The organism is Lentzea pudingi, from assembly GCF_014646255.1.
GTDB classification, from domain to species: Bacteria; Actinomycetota; Actinomycetes; order Mycobacteriales; family Pseudonocardiaceae; genus Lentzea; species Lentzea pudingi.
This window is the reverse complement of sequence record NZ_BMNC01000020.1, coordinates 71,928-90,702: the sequence shown is the minus strand read 5'-3', so window position 1 is coordinate 90,702 and position 18,775 is coordinate 71,928. Positions and strand designations below refer to the sequence as shown.

Genomic DNA, 18,775 nt, shown 5'->3' with positions numbered 1-18,775 from the left:
CTGGCGGTCCGGCAGCACCCGGGATCAGGACGTCGTCAGCCGCAGCTCGTCGACCTCGGCCTGGAACCCCGCCGCCGTCAGCGTCTCCTCGGCCAGCCGCCAGTGCTCCCGCGCCTCCTCGGGCCGTCCGGACCGCTCCAGCGCGTTGCCCAGCACCCGCAACGACCGCCCGAACTCCGGCGGCGACCCCATCTTCCGCGCCTGCTCCATGGCCATCGAGGCCAGTTCCAGAGCGGCCTCGGCGGACGTGGCCATCCCGGACCTCAGGCGCCACACCCAGATCCGGCCCTGCCGGTCGTCGTGCTCGTCGAAGAACTCCCAGGCCTGCCGCAACTGCTCCTCGGCCAGCGAGTCCTGGCCGGACCGGACCAGCGTGTCCGCGAGGAACAACCGGATGTTGGCGGCCAGGTCCGGGTCCCCGAGCTTCTGCGCCGCGGCCAGCGAGGACCGCAGGAACGCGGCGGAGTCGTCCAACTGTCCCGTGAACTGGTGCAACCGCCCCAGCTCCAGTGCCGCCGACAGCTCGCTCTGCTCGTCCCCCATCCGCGCGGCCAGCCGCCTGGCCCGTTCCAGGTAGTCCTGTGCGGCGGTCAGCCCGCCGGCTCGGCGTTCGATCGCACCGAGGGAACACAGCACCTCGATCTCGCCGTGCGGATTGCCGGAGGCCACGAACCGGGTCATGGCCTCACGATGAGCCTCGCGGGCCTCCGCGGATCGCCCGCTCCACTCGTGCATCCACCCCATGCCGTAACGGGCGTAGGCCTCGCCCCACGTGTCACCGGCCGCGGCGAAACTCTCCTGCGCGGCCTGGAAGTCGGCGAACGCGGCGCTGTAGTCGTGCAGCCGGACCCGCAGGATCGCGCGCTGCTGCAGCAACATCGGCCGGCGCGCGGCGGGTGCGCAGGAGAGTCCCAGGGCGTTGATCTGCTCCCAGTCGTCGAACCGCGCCCGCAGGTCGCAGAACGCCGCCGACCTGATCGCGAGCTCGGCGGCCAGCGGGCCCAGGCCCAGCGCGGCGGCCTGCGTGATCACGGCGTGGACGTTCAGCCACTCCGCGTCGAACCAGTCGGCCGCGTCGCCGAGGTCGAACCGTTCCAGCGCAAGGGGTTCCGGCCGGATGCCCTGGTGCGGCAGCTCCACGTCGGCCCGCGTCGCGAGGTCCAGCCACTGCTCGAACAACGCCCGCAGCGCGACGGCCGGCTCCTCGGTGGCGGCCTCCCGGCCGAAGGCGCGCAGCAGGTCGTGCAGCCGGTAGCGCACCTGTCCCAGGCCGTCGCGTCCCGCGTACTCGACCAGCCGGGCGTCGACCAGCGCCTCGACGTGGTCCTCCGCGTCGTCGAGGTCCAGCCCCGTCAACGGGGATGCCACCCAGGCCGGGAAGTCCGGCGTGTCGACCAGTGACAGCAACCGGAACGCGGTCCGGTGCGACTCCTCCAGCCCGTCGTAGGACAGTGCCAGCGAAGCCCGCACGTCGAGATCGCCCAGCGACAGCTCGTCGAACCGGCGGCGTTCGTCGGAGAGCCGGCCGGCGAGCTTCGCGAGCTGCCAGTGCGGGCGCGCGACCAGCCGGGCCGCCGCCACCCGCAACGCCAGCGGGAGGTTGCCGCAGTACGTCACGATCTCCTGCGCCGCACCGGGTTCGGCGGCACACCGGGCCTCTCCGACCGCGGCCCGCAGCAACGCCAGCGCGTCGGCGGAGGGCAGCACGTCCAGCAGCACGACGTGCGCGGCCTCGAGACCGGCCAGCGCGGCCCGGGAGGTGACCAGCGCGGCACCGGACGTGGTCCCCGGCAGCAACGGCCGGACCTGGGCCTCGCTGACGGCGTTGTCCAGCACGACGAGGATCCGCCGGTCCGACAACAGGTCCCGGTACAGGGCGACCCGATCCTCCACAGTGGACGGGATCGCGCCGCCCGAGACACCCAGGCCGCGCAACAGGCGGTCCAGTGCCGCGGCGGGCTCGACGGGTTTCTGCTCACCACCGCGCAGGTTCAGGTACAGCTGGCCGTCCGGGAACCCGTCGCGCACGGCGTGGGCGCAGTGCACGGCCAGCGAGGTCTTGCCGACACCGCCGGGTCCGGTGATCGTCCACGTCCCACCGGCGCGCAACCCGGCCGTCAACCGCGCCACCTCGGCCGCGCGCCCGGAGAAGTCGCCGACCGCGGGCGGCAGCCACGAGGGTCCGGACTGGACGGCGACCGGCGCGGACGAGCCCGCCAGCACCTCCATGTGCAGCGCGCGGAGCTCGGCGTTCGGGTCGATGCCGAGCTCGTCGGCGAGCACGTCGCTCGCCCGCCGGTACACGTCGAGGGCCTGCGCCTGCTGGCCGGTGCGGTGCAGGGCGAGCATCAGCTGGAACCAGAAGCGTTCGCGCAGCGGGTGTTCCGCGACGAGCGAGCGCAGCTCGTCGACGATCTGGTCGTGCCGGCCCAGCTGCAGTTCGGCGTCGTTGCGGCGTTCCAGCACCTCCCAGCGCTGTTCGTTCAGGCGCTGCACGTCGGTCTGTTCCATCCGCAGCGACGACACCTGGTCGAGCGCCGGGCCGCGCCACAACGCGGCGGCCTCACCGAGCAGGCGGGCCTCGGTCTCCAGGTCGGGCGCGCGGCGGGCCTCGGCGCGCAGCCGCTGGAACGTCAGCAGGTCGAGCTGGTCGTCTTCCAGGTGGATCGAGTAGCCGGTGGGCCACGTGCGGACCAGCTTGCGGTCGGCCAGGTCGTCCAGCGCCTGCCGCAACCGCATGACGTACGTCTGCAGGGTCGCGCGCGCCGCACCTGACGGCTCTTCGCCCCAGAGATGTTCCATCAGCTCGTACGAGGACACCGGTGCGTTCGCCTTCATCAGCAACGCGGCGAGCAGGACACGCTGCTTGGCCGAGCGCAGCTCCACGACGCGGCCAGAGTCGATGACCTGCAACGATCCGAGAACTCTGAACCCCCACCGCCGTTGCATGGGCCCGATCCTAACCAGCCGGTAACCCCAGGTGTCAGCGAAATGTCAGCGGGCCGCGTGATGCTTCTCGCCCATGAGGACGACAACCTTCGCGGCCCCCGCGGCGTCGTTCTCCGGACTCGACTGCTGACGCACAGGCTGGAGCGGCGTCGTGGCCCCCCAGGCGGGCGCCGCTCCTCTTCAGACGGTGCCGCCGGGGCCCGAAGCCCAAACCTCTCCTCGGGTCCCGGTGGCGCCTCCGGTCAGGCCGCGCCCCGCGACGACGTCATGAACTTCCCCAGCCGGGACACCAGGTCGTCCGCGGCCTCATTGCCCCGCAACCGTTCCGCCTCCTGCTTCAACGGCCGCATGCGGTCGCGGGTGCGGGCCGAGCTGATCGGACCGGACAGCGCGATCGCCTGTTCGCCGACGTCCCGCGCCTGTTCGGGGTCGTTCCGCACCAGGTGGTTCACGGCGAGCGCGGCCAGCCGGAACGACTGGCTGCGCGACGCGTTCTCACCGTCGGAGGAGATCGCCCTGGTGAGCAGCGGGATCGCCGACCGCGCGTACTTCACGTCGCACGTGCGCGCGAGTTCGGTGTGCACCATGCCGCCGATGGACACCAGGTCGGCCAGGTCGAAGAAGCGCGCCCACGGCGGCGCGTCCTCGGCCACGGACCGTTCGAACTCGTCCTCGGCACGCGCGAACTGGCGCAGCGCCTGCCTTTCCGCGCCCATCTTCGCGAACGCCCACGCCTCGTTGGCGTGCAGGATGGACACGGCCAAGGTGGACCCGCTGGCCTGCGCGACGGGCAGACCCCGTTGGAACGACGACAAAGCGTCCTCGGCCAGGTCGTAGTGCAGGTGCACGCGGCCCATGCGGTAGTGGATGTTCGCTTCCAGCGCGCTGTTGCCCGATGCGCGCGCGAGGCTCATCGCACGGCCGAAGTGCAGGTGCGCCGATTCGAGCAGGCCCATGTCGAACGACGCCCAGCCAGCCAGGTTGTGCAGGTCCGCGATGGCGACCTGGAGCCGGTGCAGCACCGGACCGGACGAACTGGTGTCGAGCAACGGGTTCGCCCAGTTCAACAAGGCGACGCAAGCGTCCCGGCACGCACCACCGCCGTATTCGTGGTCGAGCGCCCGCAACGCACTCGTCAGAGTTTCCACATGCCGCACGTCGGTCTTGTCCACGCGATCTCGAAACGCATCGCCGTTGAACATGGTTGGCCCTCCTGACGTGCGCCGCGCACTCGTTGTACGAATACCCGTTACACACCGCCGGTACTCACCGCGCGCCGACACCATCCCGCTGCAGGGCCTGGTCGGGAAGGGTCTTTCGACTCTCCCGGGACACGTCGGCGCGACCGCCACAACGCCGTGGTGGTCGCGCCTACGATTTCGGACGGTCGTGGTGATCGGAAAGGGGCCAACGAGGTGTCAGCGCACGGGAACTGAATCCATTTCCCGTGACGACTCCTCACCGGTTCGGCCGATCGGTTCACTCCTCCAGGGTGACCACCTGCGCGGGACACCTGTCCACTGCGTCACGAACGCCCGGTAGCAGCTCGGCGGAGGGTTCCGCCACGACCACCAGGCCGAGCCCGTCGTCGTCCGACTGGTCGAACACGTCCGGGGCGGCGAGCACGCACTGACCCGAACCGATGCACCTCGTCTGGTCTATCCGGACCGTCACGTCACCACACCACCGGGATCGTCGCCGCGCCGTAGGTGATCATGTCCTCGCGGAAGTCCATCTCCACCAGGGGAACCGCCGGGCGCACGTCCGGGAACCGCGTGAACAGCGTGCGGAGCAGGATCTGCAGCTCCGCGCGGGCCAGGTTCGCGCCGAGGCACTGGTGCGGGCCGAACCCGAACCCGAGGTGCGACACCGCCCTGCGCTCCAGGTCGAGCTCACCGGCGTGCGGGCACAGCTCTTCGTCGAGGTTGGCGTGGAACGTCACCGCGACCCAGTCGCCCGCGTGGATCGTGACGCCGTCGACCTCGACGTCCTCGGTGGCCCTGCGCGCGAGCCCCGCGCCGCCGAGCCTGCCGACCGTGTACCGCATCAGCTCCTCGACGATGACGTCCGCACGACTCGGGTCGCGCTTCAGGATCGCCAGCTGGTCCGGGTTCTCGAAGAGCGTGAGGGTGAACAGGCCGAAGAAGTTCGACGTCGTCTCGTGGCCCGCCGCGAGCAGCCCGATGGCGAGGAACAGCAGCTCGTCCATGTCGAAGTCGGTGTCGTTGACCATGAGGCCGATCAGGTCGTCGGTGGTGCCCGACGCCTTCTTCTCCTCCACGACCTTCATGAGCACCCCGCCCAGTTCGGCGGCCTTCGCCTCGTACTCGGCACGCGAGCCGTTCTTGCCGAACATCTCCCTGGTCGTGGCCTGGAACAGCTCCTGGTGCTCCGGCGGGACGCCGAGCAGTTCGGCGATCACCAGTGACGGCACCGGCAGGCAGACCGAGGACACCAGGTCGGCGGGCGCTCCCGCGCGTTCCATCGCGTCGAGGTGCTCGTCGACGATCTCCTGGATGCGCGGGCGCATCTCGTTCAGGCGCTTGACCATGAACGCCCGCGCGAGCGGCCGGCGCAGACGCAGGTGCTCGGCGCCGTCCATCACGTTCATGTTGCCCGGTTCCGGCAGGCCGAGGACCTGCTCGCCCTCGGTGCGCATCTCGGGCTGGCCGTCCTTGTTCGCGCTGAACCGCGGGTCGGAGAGCACCTGCCGCACCCCGGCGTAGCTGCTGACGACCCAGGCCTCCACCCTGTTGGGCCAGAGCATCCTCACCGGGCCCGCGCTGATGGCCTCCTCGAAGCCCGCGGGCGGACCCAGCGGGTGCGTGCGGTTCTCGTGCGGGACCGGGCAGACGGCAGCTTCAGTCACGGGATTCCCCCTCAATAGAACAGAACTGTTCTGTTGACTTCATGACCGAACGTAGCGCAACGACTACGAGCTGACGAGTTATTTGGCCCGAAATGTACTGATCAACGGTCTCAGCAGGCCGTCGACGATGCTCTCGATGACACCCTCTTCCTCCGACCGGAGGACGAAGGTCGAGATCAGCGCGGTGATGAGGACTTCGGCGTCGAGGCGCTCCGGCAGTTCACCGCGCGCCTTCCCCCGCTGCACGGCGACCCGCAGGTGCTCGGTGTACGCGCGGTCGACGTGCTCCTCGCGCAGGTACGCGAGATCGGCGTCCTGACGGCTGCCCTCGAGCAGCCCGAGGAAGATGCCGGCGGTGTCGAACGGCATCGGCTCGCCCCACGCCAGCAGGATCTGGCGGACGTCCTCGGCGAACGTGCCCTCGTCCGGCTGCGACAGCCGCGGCAGGTTCGCCTTCAGCGCGTCCGTGATCAGCCGCGCCTTGGACGGCCAGCGCTGGTAGAGGCTCGCCTTGCTGGCGCGCGCCCGGCCGGCGACGAGGTCCATGTTGAACCGCGCGTACCCGACCTCCGCCAGCACCCCGAGCACCGCGGCGAAGACCTCCTGCTGACGCTCGGGCGCGTCCAAAGGCGTGCGACCCACCCTGTCTCCCTCGGCTCAGGTGACGTGCACCGTACCGGGGCCGTCCGCGAGGCGGCGCGAACGGCAGCACGGGCGGGCCGTGGTCGCCGCTGCCGATCTCCGCCGGAGGCGCCCACCAGTCCGATGTGGACGCACAGTGTTCCGGCGAGCGCCGCACTTCTCAGTTGCGACGCTCGGTCACCCAGGTGGCGATCTGCGCCCGCGAGGTGAACCCGAGCTTCTGCAGGATCCGCTCCACATGCCCCTCCGCGGTCCGCCGGGCGATCACCAGCCGAGCCGCGATCTCCTTGTTCGACATCCCCCCGGCGATGAGGTCGGCGACCTGCTGCTCCCGCCGCGTCAACGGCGTCGAGGTCACCACCGGCGCCTCCTCCCGAACCGCCTCCTCCCCGATGGCGAACGCGATGGCGTCCTCCAGTTCGAGGTCCATGCCCTTGCGGAACACGGCACGGAACTCCTGCTCACCCAACGCGGACACCGTCGCCGACTCGCACTCGCCGTGCGGAGCCCCGAAGTAGCGCGACCCGAACATGGGGTAGCCGACCGACTGCCAGATCTCGTTGGTGGCGCCCAGCAGCGTGGCCGCGCGCTCCGCGTCGCCCTGGGAGGCGGAGATCCAGGCGAGCACCTCGAGCGCGAGCACGATGCCGAGCAGGTCGTGGAACGAGCGCTTGATCTGCAGGCACTCGCGGCCGAGCCGGTCGGCGAGCGCGAAGTCGCCGCTGACCCACGCGCACAGCGCCAGCACCCAGATCGCGTACGCCTGCGCCCACAGTTCGCCGTGCTCCTCGCCGACGGCCTTGGCCTCGACGCAGAGTCGTTCGGCGGCGGCGAAGTCGTGCCGGAACGTCGCCGAGATCGCGAGTTCGATGCCGGCGAGCATGGTGTGGCTGTTGACCGTGCCCTGGCCCCGGTACAGGCGCATGGCCTCCTCGAACCCGCTGTCCGCGAGGTCGAGGTCGTCACCGATCAGGTGCGTGCAGGCGATGCGGTGGGTGGCGTAGGCGAGCGCGGCCCCGTCACCGGACTCGACCGCGTACTCGAGGCACTCGTCCAGCATCCGCGTCGACGCGGGCAGGTCTCCCTGCAGTGTCGAGACGTAGCCGTTGACCCACAGCGCCTTGGCGCGTGACGGGCCCGGTTTCGCGCTCGCCACGGCCCGGTCGAGCCAGTGCCTGCCCTCGCCGAGCATGCCGCAGCCCGCCCAGTAGAACCACAGCGTGCTGGCCAGGTGCACGCAGTGGTCGCCGTCGTGGTCGAAGCAGAAGTCCAGGGCGGAGCGCAGGTTCGCGTGCTCCAGGCGAGTGAGGCTGAAGATCTGCGGCTGGGCGGGGCCGAACCACTCCTTCTCGCGGCGCTCGGCCCAGTCGATGAAGTGGTCGCGGTGCCGTTCGCGCGTCACCTGTTCACGGCCGGCCTCGCGCAGCTTCTCCAGGCCGTACTGCCGCAACGGCTCCAGCAGCCGGAACCGGGTGCCGGACGGCTGCTGCTCGGACACCACCACGGACTTGTCGACCAGCCCCATCAGCGAGTGCATGACCTCCTCGGCCGCGACGCTGTCGCCGGAGCAGACCCGTTCCGCCGCCTCCAGGTCGAACGTGCCCGAGAACACCGACGCCCGTGCCCACAGGACCTGCTCGGACCGCGTGCAGAGGTGGAAGCTCCAGTCCACGGCGGCGTGCAGCGTCTGGTGGCGCGGGTCGCCACCGCGCTTGCCCTCCACGAGCACCCGGAAGGTGTTGTCCAATCTGGACGACAGGTGGTCGAGGCTGAGCACGCGCATGCGCACGGCGGCCAGTTCGATGGCCAGCGGAATCCCGCCGAGCAGCGTGACGATCTGACTGACCTTGGCGTGGTTGTGCGCGTCGAGGACGAAACCGGGTTCGACGGCGGCGGCGCGTTCGGCGAACAGCGCGAGCGCCGGGTCCTGCGGCAGCGGCGTGACCTGCCAGAGGTGTTCGCCGTCGACGCCCAGGCGTTCGCGGCTGGTGACGAGCACGCGCAGACCCCGGACCCCGCGCAGCAACGCTCCCACCAGGTCGGCGGTCTCCTCGACGACGTGCTCGCAGTTGTCGAGGACCATCAGCATCTGCCGGTCGCGCAGGTGTTCCACCAGGACGGTGCGGTGCATGCGGACGGTGTCGTCGTGGACGCCCAGCTGTTCGAGGACCGTGTGCACGACCAGTTCCGGGTCGGTGACGCCGCCCAGTTCGACGAACCACACCCCGTCGCGGAACGCCCTGCTCGTCTCGGCGGCAGCACGCAACGCCAGCCGCGTCTTCCCGACGCCACCGACACCCGTCAGGGTGACCAGGCGGGACTCGGCCAGCAGTCTCCGCACCTCGGTGACGTCGTGCCTGCGGCCGACGAAAGTAGTTGTGTCAGCAGGCAAATTACCTTTGCGACCTGGGGAAAGCGAACCGCCCACAGCGGCACCCTAGGTGCGCGCGATCTCCCGCTGCAACGCGGTCCCCCGGAGGCACCAATGGCGAAACACGGGTAGTTACCCCCTAGGGAGCACGCGGTCACCACTCCAACCTTGAAGGCTTGGCACACGCCTGCGAGAGGGGGACTCATGGCCTGCGACAGCCTCGGCGTGGACGTCCGGGAGCAGAACGGCGTGGTCGTCGTCCGGTTCAGCGGACGCCTCGACTGGACGACGTACATGCGCGCGCAGGACGTGTTGCTCGACTACGCCACCAAGGAGCTCGTCGGCGTGGTGGTGGAGCTCGACGAGCTGGTCGCGGAGTCCCCCGCGTTGCTGGTGCTGTTCGACGTCGTGTGGCTGTCCGCGGCGCGGTGGCCGGGCATCTCGCTGAGCCTCGTCGTCAGTGATCACGAGCTGCGTTCGACGCTGGAGTCGCGCGGCCTGCCCCGGCACATCCCGCTGCACTCGACGACCTCGGCCGCCGTGGCCGCGGTGGTGCGGCACAAGCACGAGGACCGGGTGGACGCGCCGCTGCCGACGTGCCGCTGCCTGCCGCACGTTGCCGAGCGGATCACCGAACGCGCCTGCGAGCGGTGGGGCGTCCAGTCGATGCTCGACGTCGCGCCGCAGGTGGCCGTGGAACTCGTGTCGCACATCGAGGACGACAGCCCCATGGCGCTGCTGCTGCGCATGCGTGGGGACAAGTTGTCCGTTGCGGTGCGCACGACCGCACGCTTCGACCTCAAGCAGTGGCACATCATGCGCCGCAACGTCGCGTCGATCGCCGTCTGCAACTTCACGATGGGTGAGACGCCGGCCGGAGGTGGGCGGCACATCATCTGGGCGTTGCTCGACGTGCCGGAGGACAGCCAGCGGCCTCCGAGCTACGTCTCAGAGGCTGCTGTCTTCACCCACCAGACTTAACGCTTTCGGGTCGTTCTACCGGACCGCTCTACTGGCCGTGCGTCGCCGCCAGACTCGTGCGATAAGCCCTGTGGACCTGGCGGTCCGAGGCCGCGTCCACCGCGTCCACGCACTGGTGCAGCCAGCACCGGTGCAGGGCGCATGTCACCCGTGAACAAGGGTCGAGGCCTAGTGGCTGGGCCAGGTCCTCGGCCTTGAGAACCGCTGTCAGAGTCGTGTCCTCGACTTCGGAGGAGGTCACCAGCCGCAGGTGCGTGCGTCGCCTCATGAGTAGAGCCTGCTGCCTGGACCCGGCCGTGCATACCCGCATTAATACCTGCTCAATCGCCGTTTCCGCCGAATTCCAGCCGAGGAAGAACCCCTTCTCAGCCGCTCTCCGGAGCCCTACGCTCGGATTCCAACGGCGGCGCAGAGGTGTATTCCATGGCGGATCCTGCGTACTTCCCTCCCCCGCACTCCAGCCGCATCGGTGCGAGCGATGTCGAACAGCTGGAGGCGCAGACCCGGTCGTTGCGTTCGGTGGACTACCGGTACGGCGGAGGGGCGTGCCGCGACGCCGTCGTCGTGCGGATCTACTGGGCGCAGCAGCTGCTGGCCGCCGAAGCGTCGGACGCCGTGCGGGCACGCCTGTTGTCCGCGGTCGCGGACCTGCACAACCTCGCCGGGTGGACGTCGTTCGACAGCGGCCAGGTGGGAGCGGCGTACCACCATTTCGACCGCGCGCTGGAATTCGCGCGTCACGACGAAGACCTGACGACCAACATCGTCTATCGGCGTGGGCGCGTGCACCTGCATCACGGCGCACCGGGTGATGCGCTGGCTTATTTCAGAAGGGGCGCTTTCGCACCGTTGGCGGCGAGCATCATGTATTCGAACGAGGCGTGGGCGTACGCCCGTCAGGCTCGATCCGCCGAGGCGTTGCGCGCGTTGGGGAAGGCGAAGGACTCGTTCGCGTGCGCGGACCTGGCACATGTGCCGGACTGGGCGCGGTTCCACGACGAGACCGACCTGACGGCGATGACCGGCATGGTCCACACGGAGCTCGGCGACACGCGGGTGGCCGTTCCCGCGTTGCTGTCGGCGATCGAGGGCTTCGGGCCGGCGATGGCGCGCAGCTGGACGTTCTGCCTGATCTCGCTGGCCTCGTGCCACTTCCTCGACGGCGACCTCGACCAGGGCCGGGCCGTCGGGATGCGGGCGGTGAACGCGGCGGAGGAGCTGCGGTCGGAGCGGGTGTGGGACCGGATGCGCCCGATGGTGCAGGTGGCGGCACTGCACGGGATCGCCCTGCGCTGACGTCGAGGCGCTGACGTCCCGGCACTGATCTTTGCAGAACCCGAACATTCGGCGGACCTCGTTCTGACCGTGGCCGGTCATCGTTCTGTGCCATGGACATTTCGCGAATCGGTGGGCTCGTGCTCGGGATGCTGCTGCTGGGTGCGGGGACCGCGTCGGCACAGGAACCGATCACGATCAGCCCGGAGAAGGTGCAGAAGATCTGCTCACAGCGGGTGCCGCGGGTCGAGGCCAAGGTCAAGGCGCTGACGGACAAGATCAACGGCACCGCGGAGACGCTGGGCTCGAAGAAGTGGATCGAGCAGAAGGCCGCGGACGCCCGCAAGAACGGCAACACGGCGCGCGCGGACGTGCTGGACGCGCGGCTGAAGCTGCGCGACGCCCAGCTCGTGAAGCTGGCGAAGTCCGGCGAGCGGGTCGCGAAGTTCAAGTCCGAGCACTGCGGATCGAAGTGAGGTGGGCCGCCGCCGTCGTCCTGCTGTTCGCTCTGACGGCGTGCCGGGGTGAGGCTCCGGCGTCGGACCTCGATGATGTGGAATCAACGCTGAGCAGCATCGAGTCGGACCTCAACCAGCCGGGGTGAACGCGTGGAACGTGGCCTGGTGCTCGTCGTGGAGGACGAACCGGCGATCGCCGAACTGGTGGCGCTGTACCTGCGGCGCGACGGCTTCGGCGTGCACCTGGAGTCCTCGGGGGACGCGGCACTGGCCGCGGTCCGCTCGCTGTCGCCGGTGGCGGTGGTGCTGGACGTCGGCCTGCCCGTGCTGAACGGCATCGAGGTGTGCCGGGCGATGCGCGCGGCCGGCGACTGGACGCCGGTGCTGTTCGTGACGGCCCGTGACGACGAGGTGGACCGCCTGCTCGGGTTGGAACTGGGCGCCGACGACTACATCACCAAGCCCTTCAGCCCGCGCGAACTGGCTCTGCGCGTGCGGACGGTCCTGCGTCGCTCTTCTGGCGCCGTGTCGGATGTTCTGCAGGTGGGTTCCGTACGGCTCGATGTTGGCGAACGGCGTGCGTTCGCCGGTGATTCAGAGGTCTCGTTGACGTCGACGGAGTTCGGGTTGCTTTCCCATCTGATGAAGAACCCACGGCAGGTGTTCTCGCGCGAGCAGCTGCTGTCCGCGGTGTGGGGCTACTCGTCCGTGGCAGGCACACGAACCGTTGATGTTCACATAGCCCAGCTACGCGCCAAGTTCGGCGCATTGAGTCCAATTCGGACAGTGCGCGGCGTCGGCTACTCGGCGGACGCGTCGTGAACCTCGCGGGACGGATCGCGTTGCTGTGCCTGGGAGTCGCGTTCGTGGCGGTGGCCGTGGCGGGTTTCGTGTCGATCCGCCTGGTGCTCTCGACGTCGCAGCAGGTGAGCCGCGAGTTCCTGCGTTCGCAGGCGGACGTGGTGGCGGGCCAGATCTCGAACAACCGCGTCGAGCAGATCCTGGAGGGCCAGGACATCGCGATCGTCCGGATCACCGCGTCCGGCGACGTCACGGGCTCCGACCGCGCGGCCGTGCGAGCGGTGCGCGCCGTCGACTACCGCAAGGTGTTGTCGGGTTCCGCGGTGTCCGGGGCGAGCGGCCGTCTGAACGTGGAGGCCCGTCCGTCGGGGGCGGGCGGCTTCGCCCTGGTCCAGGAGACCGAGACCACCGGCACCTACCGCAAGCTGATCCGCAACGTCATGGCCGCCCTGGGCGTCGGCCTCGGCGTGGCCGTCCTCGCCGGCCTGGCCCTGGGCTCGTTCCTGGCCCGCCCGCTGCGCCGGGTGGCGTCGGTCGCCCACTCGATGAGCGCCGGGCGCCGGGACCTGCGCGTCCCCATCTCCGGCACGCACGAACTGGCCGAGGTGGGCCAGGCGGTGAACTCGCTGGCAGATGCCTTGCAACGCAGCGAATCCCGGCAACGCGACTTCCTGCTCTCCGTCTCCCACGAACTCCGCACGCCGCTCACCGCCGTGACGGGCTTCGCCGAGTCCCTGGCGGACGGCGTCGTCTCCGGCGCACAGGTGGCCCCGGTCGGCACCGTGATCCTGGACGAGGCCCGTCGGCTGGACCGCCTGGTCAGCGACCTGCTCGACCTCGCCCGCCTGGGCGCTGACGACTTCCGCCTGGACATGGCCACCGTCGCCCTGGAGCCCGTCGTCCGCTCGGCCGCCGAGGTGTGGCACGCCCGCTGCCACGCCCGAGGAGTGCACTTCACGCTGGAGGTCTCGGCCTCACCGGTGGTCCGCGCGGACGCCCGGCGCCTGCGTCAGGTCATCGACGGCCTGATGGAGAACGCCTTGCGCGTCACCCCGGCCGGCCATCCGGTCGTGCTCGCCCTGTCCGCCGTCCTGGAGGTCCGCGACGGCGGGCCGGGGCTGGCCGCGGAGGACTACGCCGTGGCGTTCGACCGCGGCGTGCTGCACGCGCGGTACCAGGAGTCCCGGCCGGTGGGGACCGGCGTGGGGCTCGCGCTCGTGCACGGGCTGGTGACGCGGATGGGTGGGACGATCGTGGCCGGGCCCGCGCCCGAGGGCGGCGCGGCGTTCACCGTGACGCTGCGGCCACCCGCTACTTCGCCTGCGGAAGCTTGACCTTCTTCTTCGCGCCCGGCGACGACGGCGGCGGCACCACGGGCCCGATGTCCCCGTCCGGCGCCTCGTCCAGGTCCACGATCACCGGCGCGTGATCGCTCGGCCCGGTCCCCTTGCGCGCATGCCGGTCGATCCACGCCGCCTTGGTCCGCGGCGCGACGGAACTCGACGCGAGGATCAGGTCGATGCGCATACCGAGATCACGATGGAACATGCCGGCGCGGTAGTCCCAGTAGCTGAAGATGCGTTCGTTCGGCCACCGATCGCGCACGACGTCGTGGAACCCCAACGCCTCGATGGCCTGCAACGCGGCGCGTTCCGGCTCGGTGACGTGGGTGTGGCCGACGTAGGCCTCGGGGTCGAACAGGTCGGCGTCGGCCGGCGCGATGTTGATGTCACCGCACACCAGCGCGTCCTCGGGACCGGCGTCCAGCACATCGCGCAGGGCGGCCAGCCACTCCAGCTTGTACTTGTAGTGGTCCGACTCCGGCTCACGGCCGTTGGGCACGTACAGCGAGTGGACGCGCACGCCGCCACACGTCGCGGCTACGGCGCGTGCCTCGACGTGTGGGAAGCCCGGTGCGCCGGCCACACCTACGGCGACGTCTTCAAGGCCCACACGGGAGAGAAGGGCAACGCCGTTCCACTGCGTCTCACCGAACAGGGCGAACTCGTAGCCGCGTTCCTTCAGGGCGTCGCCCAGCAACGTGGTGAAGGCGTCGTCGGCCAGTTTGGTCTCCTGCAGGCACACGACGTCCGGCTGCCGCTGATCCAGCCACGGCAGCAGGCGGGGTACGCGTTGCTTGACGGAGTTCACGTTCCAGGTAGCCACTCGCACCCGCCCCACGGTAGTCATCGGGGCTCGAGCCCGCATCGAAGAGCGAAGCGCCCAGGCTCGCCGAGGGCCAGCCCGTCACCGCCGTCGCGCCGCAATGCGGGTTCGCCACCGCGAGCGCGTTCATCGACGTGTCCCGCCGCTCGCTCGGTCACACCCCGGGTTCGTACCTCTAGAGCACCGAGAACACCTCCTCGGCACGGTCCCGCTTCACGACCATCTGCCACGCGGTCTCGGCGATGTCGTCCGGGTTCAGCGTCCGCACCTCCCCGAACCGTTCAGGGTGCGCCCGCACCGCCTGGTGGATGTCACCGCGTTCGACCAGACCGCCGATGGTGAGCGTGCCCGCGTAGACACCCTTGTCGGCCAACGCCGCGTTGAGCGTCAGCGCGTAGTTCCGCAGCGCGGCGGCGGACAGCGCCAGCGCGCCGAGCATCGGCATGGGCCGCACCGCGCTCAGCCCACCGGCGAACAACAGGCCACCACCGCGTTCCGTCACCGACGGCAGCACGTGTTGCACGACGTCGATCGCCGGGTAGAGCCACTCCAGGGCGACGCGCGCGTCGGCTGCCGTAGTGACCGTGATGTCCTCCGGCGCTTCGCTCAGGTCGGTGGCGCCAGGCCCGTAGTACACGACGTCGACCGGGCCGATCGAGTCCAAAGTGGACATCAGCCGCACCCGGTCGCGCACGTCGACGGCGAACGCCCGTGCCTCGACCCCCACCAGTTGCTCCAGGTACTCCTCGTGCCGCCGGGCGCTGCGGGAGATCAGCGCGACGTCGTAGCCCTCACGCCCGAACCGGTGCGCGATGGACATGCCGAGCCCGGGCCCGACCCCGAGCACAACCACCTTGGGAGACATGACTTCCACCTTCCGAACACTAATTCGAGGCACCCCTCGACTTACGCCCGCCGACGCTACCACAAAAGTTGAGGTCACCCTCGACTTAACGCCCGAGTAGGATCCCGCGCATGGTCACCGCGTCGAGGCCCCTGCGTGCGGACGCGGCACGCAACCGGGACAAGCTGCTGGCAGCAGCCACGGAGCTGTTCGCGGAACGCGGCCTCGACGTCCCCCTGGAACACATCGCGCGGCGCGCGGAAGTCAGCATCGGCACGCTGTACAAGCACTTCCCGACCCGCGACGACTTCGTGGCGTCGATCTTCCCGCAACGCCTCGCCGCACTGGACGTCATCGGCGAGAAGGCCCTCGCCGAGCAGGACCCGTGGCAGGCGTTCGCCGGCTACCTCGAAGACCTCTACGCGTTGCAGGCGGAGGACCGCGGCCTCAACGACGTGCTGACCCGAGCCCTGCCGGACGCCCCGCAGGTGGTCGCGGCCTGCCACCGGGGCGCCGGCCACGCGGAAGTCCTGATCGGCCGCGCCCTGGCGGCGGGCGTGCTGCGCGCCGACTACTCGATCGCCGACCTGGCCACGCTGACGAGGGCGATGGCCCAGGTCATCCGCGACTCCCCCGACCAGTGGCGGCGCTTCCTGTCGATCTACGCCGAAGGCCTGCGGGCCTAGAAGGAGGTGGGGCCCCGGACATGTCCAGTCCAGGGCCCCGTTGGTCCGCCCATTTGCGCACACCAGCGACTTTTAAGGGACGGATCAGTCCTTAGGTCGCCGCGCTCTTCCGTTGAGCTACGGCCGCACGAGCAGAGCGGCCAGCAGGATTCGAACCTGCACCTCGGCGAGTCTTGTCCGTTCCCGGGCGATCTGGTGTTCGGCGGTGATGCTGAAGCTGGAGCGAGAGTCTGAGCTTGATCTCGGCTGCCTCTGCCGTTTGGGCTATCCCGGCGAGGTGGTGCCGGGAGAGGGAATCGAACCCCCACTTGTGACCGAGTGGTTCAGGCTGACGTTCAGTTTCAGCTTTCGCGCTCCCGTGTCGGGAACGCTTCCCCCGCGCTCCAGCGGGGGAGTCTTTGGACCTAGCGGAACAGGTAGTCGAAGACCACGTCACCGACGCGCTGGTCGGTGATCTCCATGTTGTTGGCCTCCTCGCGGGCGAACTTCACCGCGTGCTGCAGCTTCTCCACCCGGTCGACGAGCTCGTTGACCCGCCGGGCCGGCAGCGCACCGGAGAACTTCACCGTGGTCCAGTACCCCACCGGGATGTCCTCGTAGTACACCTCGACCTGCGCCGGGTGCTTCTCCGTGGCCTCGGCCTTGACGTGGTTGCGCGGCACCTTCTTGGTGCGGATCGTCCGGACCTGCTCGGTGCGCCAGTAGTCGGCGGACTCGTCGAAGTTCCAGTCCTCGGCGGCGTCCAGCAGAGGCAGCTTCTTCACGAAGGTGTGCAGATCCGTCAGCTGCTTCTCGAGGAACAGCAGGTACGACACGGGCACGTCGCGCAACACCGTCTGCCCGTCGACCACGACATCGGCCTTCGCGACGCAGTTGGCCCAGTCCTTGGTCGCCGTCACGTCGAAGAGCCGGGCCATCACGGTGGCGGTCCGCCGCAGCACGTCCTCGGCCTTCACCTGCACACGGGTGGACTCCGGCGGCAACACCTCGCCGTCCTCGTCCTTCGGCTGGTACGTCCGGGAGATGCCGGCCAGCAACGCGGGCTTCTGCAGCCCGTGGTGCGCGTCGGTGAGGTCCCGAAGCGTGCCTCCCTTGACACTCTTCTCCACCGCGATGATCTGGTTCAGCTTCGTCATGCCGCACCCCCCTTTTTTCGTCTCGCGCACAGTACGCAGCGAGAAGGGGCGGCTGCACTCGATTTGGGCGAAGAGGGCTCGCGCTTCCGGCTCGCCGAGCCGGGCGGAGCGGTCCGCACACCGAGTGATCTGGTGGGGCAGGTCGGATTCGAACCGACAACCTGACAGATTATGAGTCTGCTGCTCTGACCGGTTGAGCTACTGCCCCCTCGCAGCAGCGGACCCCGACCCGCTAACGCTGCGTGGTGGAGGATACCGATCACGCCGAACGGGCCTTGCGCACCCCCGTGGCGAGCGACACATAGGGTGGACGCGTGCGTTTGACCCTCCGCGACTTCAGCCCGGCGGACGAGCCCGGGGTGCTGGCGTTGTTCGCCGACTGCGACGACTGGTTCCAGGCCGCCACCGGGCATCCGTCCGGGCCCGGTGACGTGCAGAGCCTCTTCTACGCGTTGCCGGAGGGGGCCGCGTTCGAGCAGAAACACCTGCTGGTCGCGCAGGCGGAGGGCATGATCGGGTTCGTCGACCTCGTGCTGCACCACCCCGCGCCGGGTGAGGCGAGCATCGGCTTCTTCCTGGTGCCGAAGGACCTGCGGCGGTGGGGTATCGGGCGGGAGATGGCGAGGGCTCTGGCCGAGCGCTTCCCGGACGTCACGCGGGTGCACGTGCGGCTCGACGGCTTCGAGCCCGGCAGGGAGTTCCTGAAGGCCATGGGCTTCGTGCTCAACGGTCAGCGGGCCGTGCTGGAGGTCGCGCCCAGGTCCGACGGCCGGTAGCCGCGCGGATAGCCCGGGTAGGTGCGGTTCGGGGCGCTCGTGAGCTTCAGGGTCTTGCGCACCGGTAGCCGGCGCACGACGAAAGCCCTCAGGCGCAACGCACGCCTGCCCGCGGCGCTCACCCACGCACGCGGCTTCGCGAACCCGAACGCCCGCACCATCGCCGGGTCCAGCATCGCGACCACGGCCCGTGCGACCGCGGGGCGGACCGCGGACGGGTACCAGGAGCAGAAGAGGTCGAGGGTGTACTGGCCGATGCGTCGGTTCGACGGCGCGAACACGAAGTGCTCCTGTTCGTAGGCCGTCTTGAAGGCCAGGAACTCGTCGTAGTCCGACGGGATCTCGCGGATGCCCATGCGGGCGCCGACCGCGCGGTAGAAGTGGAAGCCCGCCAGTTGTTCGGTGCGGGTCAGCGGACGCCAGCCGTACCGCAAAAGCCACTCGATCGGGTCGAAGATGAACGTCGAGAGGACGTAGAGCATGTCGTCGTTCGAGATGTCGTAACGGCCGTGCTGGCGGTTGACCACGCGCAGCGCCTCGCGGCCGCGCGGTGAGTCGTAGCCGTGCTCGACGAGCTCGGCCATCAGGATCGCGGTGTCGTCGTAGCGCTTCTGCGGGCGCCGTTCGAACTCCCCGGTGCGTTCCAGCAGGCCCGAGATCGTCGGGACGCAGTACGTGCGGAACAACGCCATCTCCAGCGACTTCTGGTAGTCCCACGGAAACTCCAGGCCGGCCGAGATGCGCATGATCTCCTCGTGGTCGGCCACGGGGTCGAGCGACGAGATGCGGCGGAGGTTCGCGAAGCGGGCCATGCCCTCAAG

At 69.7% G+C, this 18,775-nt stretch carries 18 protein-coding genes and 1 tRNA gene; 7 read left to right on the top strand and 12 right to left on the bottom strand.

Annotated features, from left to right (window positions below):
* Positions 1-24: 24 nt before the first annotated feature.
* The 6 genes from IEY88_RS39035 to IEY88_RS39010 form a co-directional block, all read right to left on the bottom strand.
* A complete protein-coding gene (locus IEY88_RS39035; protein WP_189159951.1) occupies positions 25-2,949 on the bottom strand; it encodes an AfsR/SARP family transcriptional regulator in 2,925 nt (974 codons plus the stop codon).
* Between the two features lie 242 nt (positions 2,950-3,191).
* The gene (locus tag IEY88_RS39030; RefSeq protein ID WP_189159950.1) at positions 3,192-4,151 is read right to left on the bottom strand and encodes an NsdA family TPR-like regulatory protein; all 960 of its coding nucleotides are present in this window, start codon (positions 4,149-4,151) and stop codon (positions 3,192-3,194) included.
* A gap of 277 nt (positions 4,152-4,428) precedes the next feature.
* A complete protein-coding gene (locus IEY88_RS39025) occupies positions 4,429-4,623 on the bottom strand; it encodes a ferredoxin (RefSeq protein WP_189159949.1) in 195 nt (64 codons plus the stop codon).
* Position 4,624: 1 nt separating this feature from the next.
* The gene (locus tag IEY88_RS39020; RefSeq protein WP_189159948.1) at positions 4,625-5,818 is read right to left on the bottom strand and encodes a cytochrome P450; all 1,194 of its coding nucleotides are present in this window, start codon (positions 5,816-5,818) and stop codon (positions 4,625-4,627) included.
* A gap of 78 nt (positions 5,819-5,896) precedes the next feature.
* On the bottom strand, positions 5,897-6,460 hold the full coding sequence (locus IEY88_RS39015) for a TetR/AcrR family transcriptional regulator (RefSeq protein ID WP_189159947.1): 564 nt from the start codon (positions 6,458-6,460) through the stop codon (positions 5,897-5,899).
* Positions 6,461-6,620: 160 nt separating this feature from the next.
* A complete protein-coding gene (locus IEY88_RS39010) occupies positions 6,621-8,852 on the bottom strand; it encodes an ATP-binding protein (protein WP_189159946.1) in 2,232 nt (743 codons plus the stop codon).
* Between the two features lie 183 nt (positions 8,853-9,035).
* Here IEY88_RS39010 and IEY88_RS39005 point away from each other — a divergent pair, with 183 nt between their 5' ends.
* A complete protein-coding gene (locus tag IEY88_RS39005; RefSeq protein ID WP_189159945.1) occupies positions 9,036-9,812 on the top strand; it encodes an STAS domain-containing protein in 777 nt (258 codons plus the stop codon).
* 28 nt (positions 9,813-9,840) lie between these two features.
* Here the strand turns inward: IEY88_RS39005 and IEY88_RS39000 are convergent, their stop codons facing one another.
* The gene (locus IEY88_RS39000) at positions 9,841-10,080 is read right to left on the bottom strand and encodes a hypothetical protein (protein WP_189159944.1); all 240 of its coding nucleotides are present in this window, start codon (positions 10,078-10,080) and stop codon (positions 9,841-9,843) included.
* Positions 10,081-10,235: 155 nt separating this feature from the next.
* On the opposite strand from IEY88_RS39000, the gene IEY88_RS38995 reads away from it, so the two are divergent.
* From IEY88_RS38995 to IEY88_RS38980, 4 genes are all read left to right on the top strand, one after another.
* Positions 10,236-11,108 carry an NsdA family TPR-like regulatory protein gene (locus IEY88_RS38995; RefSeq protein ID WP_189159943.1) on the top strand — a complete coding sequence of 291 codons (873 nt, stop codon included), beginning with the start codon at positions 10,236-10,238 and terminating at the stop codon, positions 11,106-11,108.
* A 92-nt stretch (positions 11,109-11,200) separates the two neighbouring features.
* Entirely contained in the window at positions 11,201-11,563 is a 363-nt protein-coding gene (locus IEY88_RS38990; RefSeq protein WP_189159942.1) for a hypothetical protein, read from the top strand.
* Positions 11,564-11,695: 132 nt separating this feature from the next.
* Entirely contained in the window at positions 11,696-12,367 is a 672-nt protein-coding gene (locus IEY88_RS38985; RefSeq protein ID WP_229694170.1) for a response regulator transcription factor, read from the top strand.
* The gene (locus IEY88_RS38980; protein WP_189159941.1) at positions 12,364-13,680 is read left to right on the top strand and encodes a HAMP domain-containing sensor histidine kinase; all 1,317 of its coding nucleotides are present in this window, start codon (positions 12,364-12,366) and stop codon (positions 13,678-13,680) included. Before IEY88_RS38985 ends, IEY88_RS38980 begins: the two co-directional genes overlap by 4 nt.
* Here IEY88_RS38980 and IEY88_RS38975 read toward each other — a convergent pair.
* Both IEY88_RS38975 and IEY88_RS38965 read right to left on the bottom strand, forming a co-directional pair.
* Positions 13,658-14,527 (bottom strand): exodeoxyribonuclease III, encoded by an 870-nt coding sequence (locus tag IEY88_RS38975; RefSeq protein WP_229694169.1) that lies wholly within the window; start codon positions 14,525-14,527, stop codon positions 13,658-13,660. The genes IEY88_RS38980 and IEY88_RS38975 overlap by 23 nt on opposite strands.
* 160 nt (positions 14,528-14,687) lie before the next feature.
* Positions 14,688-15,377, bottom strand: a complete 690-nt coding sequence (locus IEY88_RS38965) for an SDR family NAD(P)-dependent oxidoreductase (protein ID WP_189159939.1) — start codon at positions 15,375-15,377, stop codon at positions 14,688-14,690.
* Positions 15,378-15,487: 110 nt separating this feature from the next.
* Here IEY88_RS38965 and IEY88_RS38960 point away from each other — a divergent pair, with 110 nt between their 5' ends.
* On the top strand, positions 15,488-16,042 hold the full coding sequence (locus tag IEY88_RS38960) for a TetR/AcrR family transcriptional regulator (protein WP_189159938.1): 555 nt from the start codon (positions 15,488-15,490) through the stop codon (positions 16,040-16,042).
* Positions 16,043-16,446: 404 nt separating this feature from the next.
* On the opposite strand, the gene IEY88_RS38955 is transcribed toward IEY88_RS38960, so the two are convergent.
* Positions 16,447-17,178, bottom strand: coding sequence for a DUF7873 family protein (locus IEY88_RS38955; RefSeq protein ID WP_189159937.1), 732 nt, complete (start codon positions 17,176-17,178; stop codon positions 16,447-16,449).
* 130 nt (positions 17,179-17,308) lie between these two features.
* Positions 17,309-17,386, bottom strand: a tRNA-Ile gene (locus IEY88_RS38950).
* Positions 17,387-17,492: 106 nt separating this feature from the next.
* Between IEY88_RS38950 and IEY88_RS38945 the strand changes: the two genes are divergently transcribed.
* Positions 17,493-17,954, top strand: a complete 462-nt coding sequence (locus tag IEY88_RS38945; RefSeq protein ID WP_189159936.1) for a GNAT family N-acetyltransferase — start codon at positions 17,493-17,495, stop codon at positions 17,952-17,954.
* Here IEY88_RS38945 and IEY88_RS38940 read toward each other — a convergent pair.
* Positions 17,909-18,766, bottom strand: a complete 858-nt coding sequence (locus tag IEY88_RS38940) for an oxygenase MpaB family protein (RefSeq protein ID WP_189159935.1) — start codon at positions 18,764-18,766, stop codon at positions 17,909-17,911. The genes IEY88_RS38945 and IEY88_RS38940 overlap by 46 nt on opposite strands.
* Positions 18,767-18,775 lie beyond the last annotated feature (9 nt).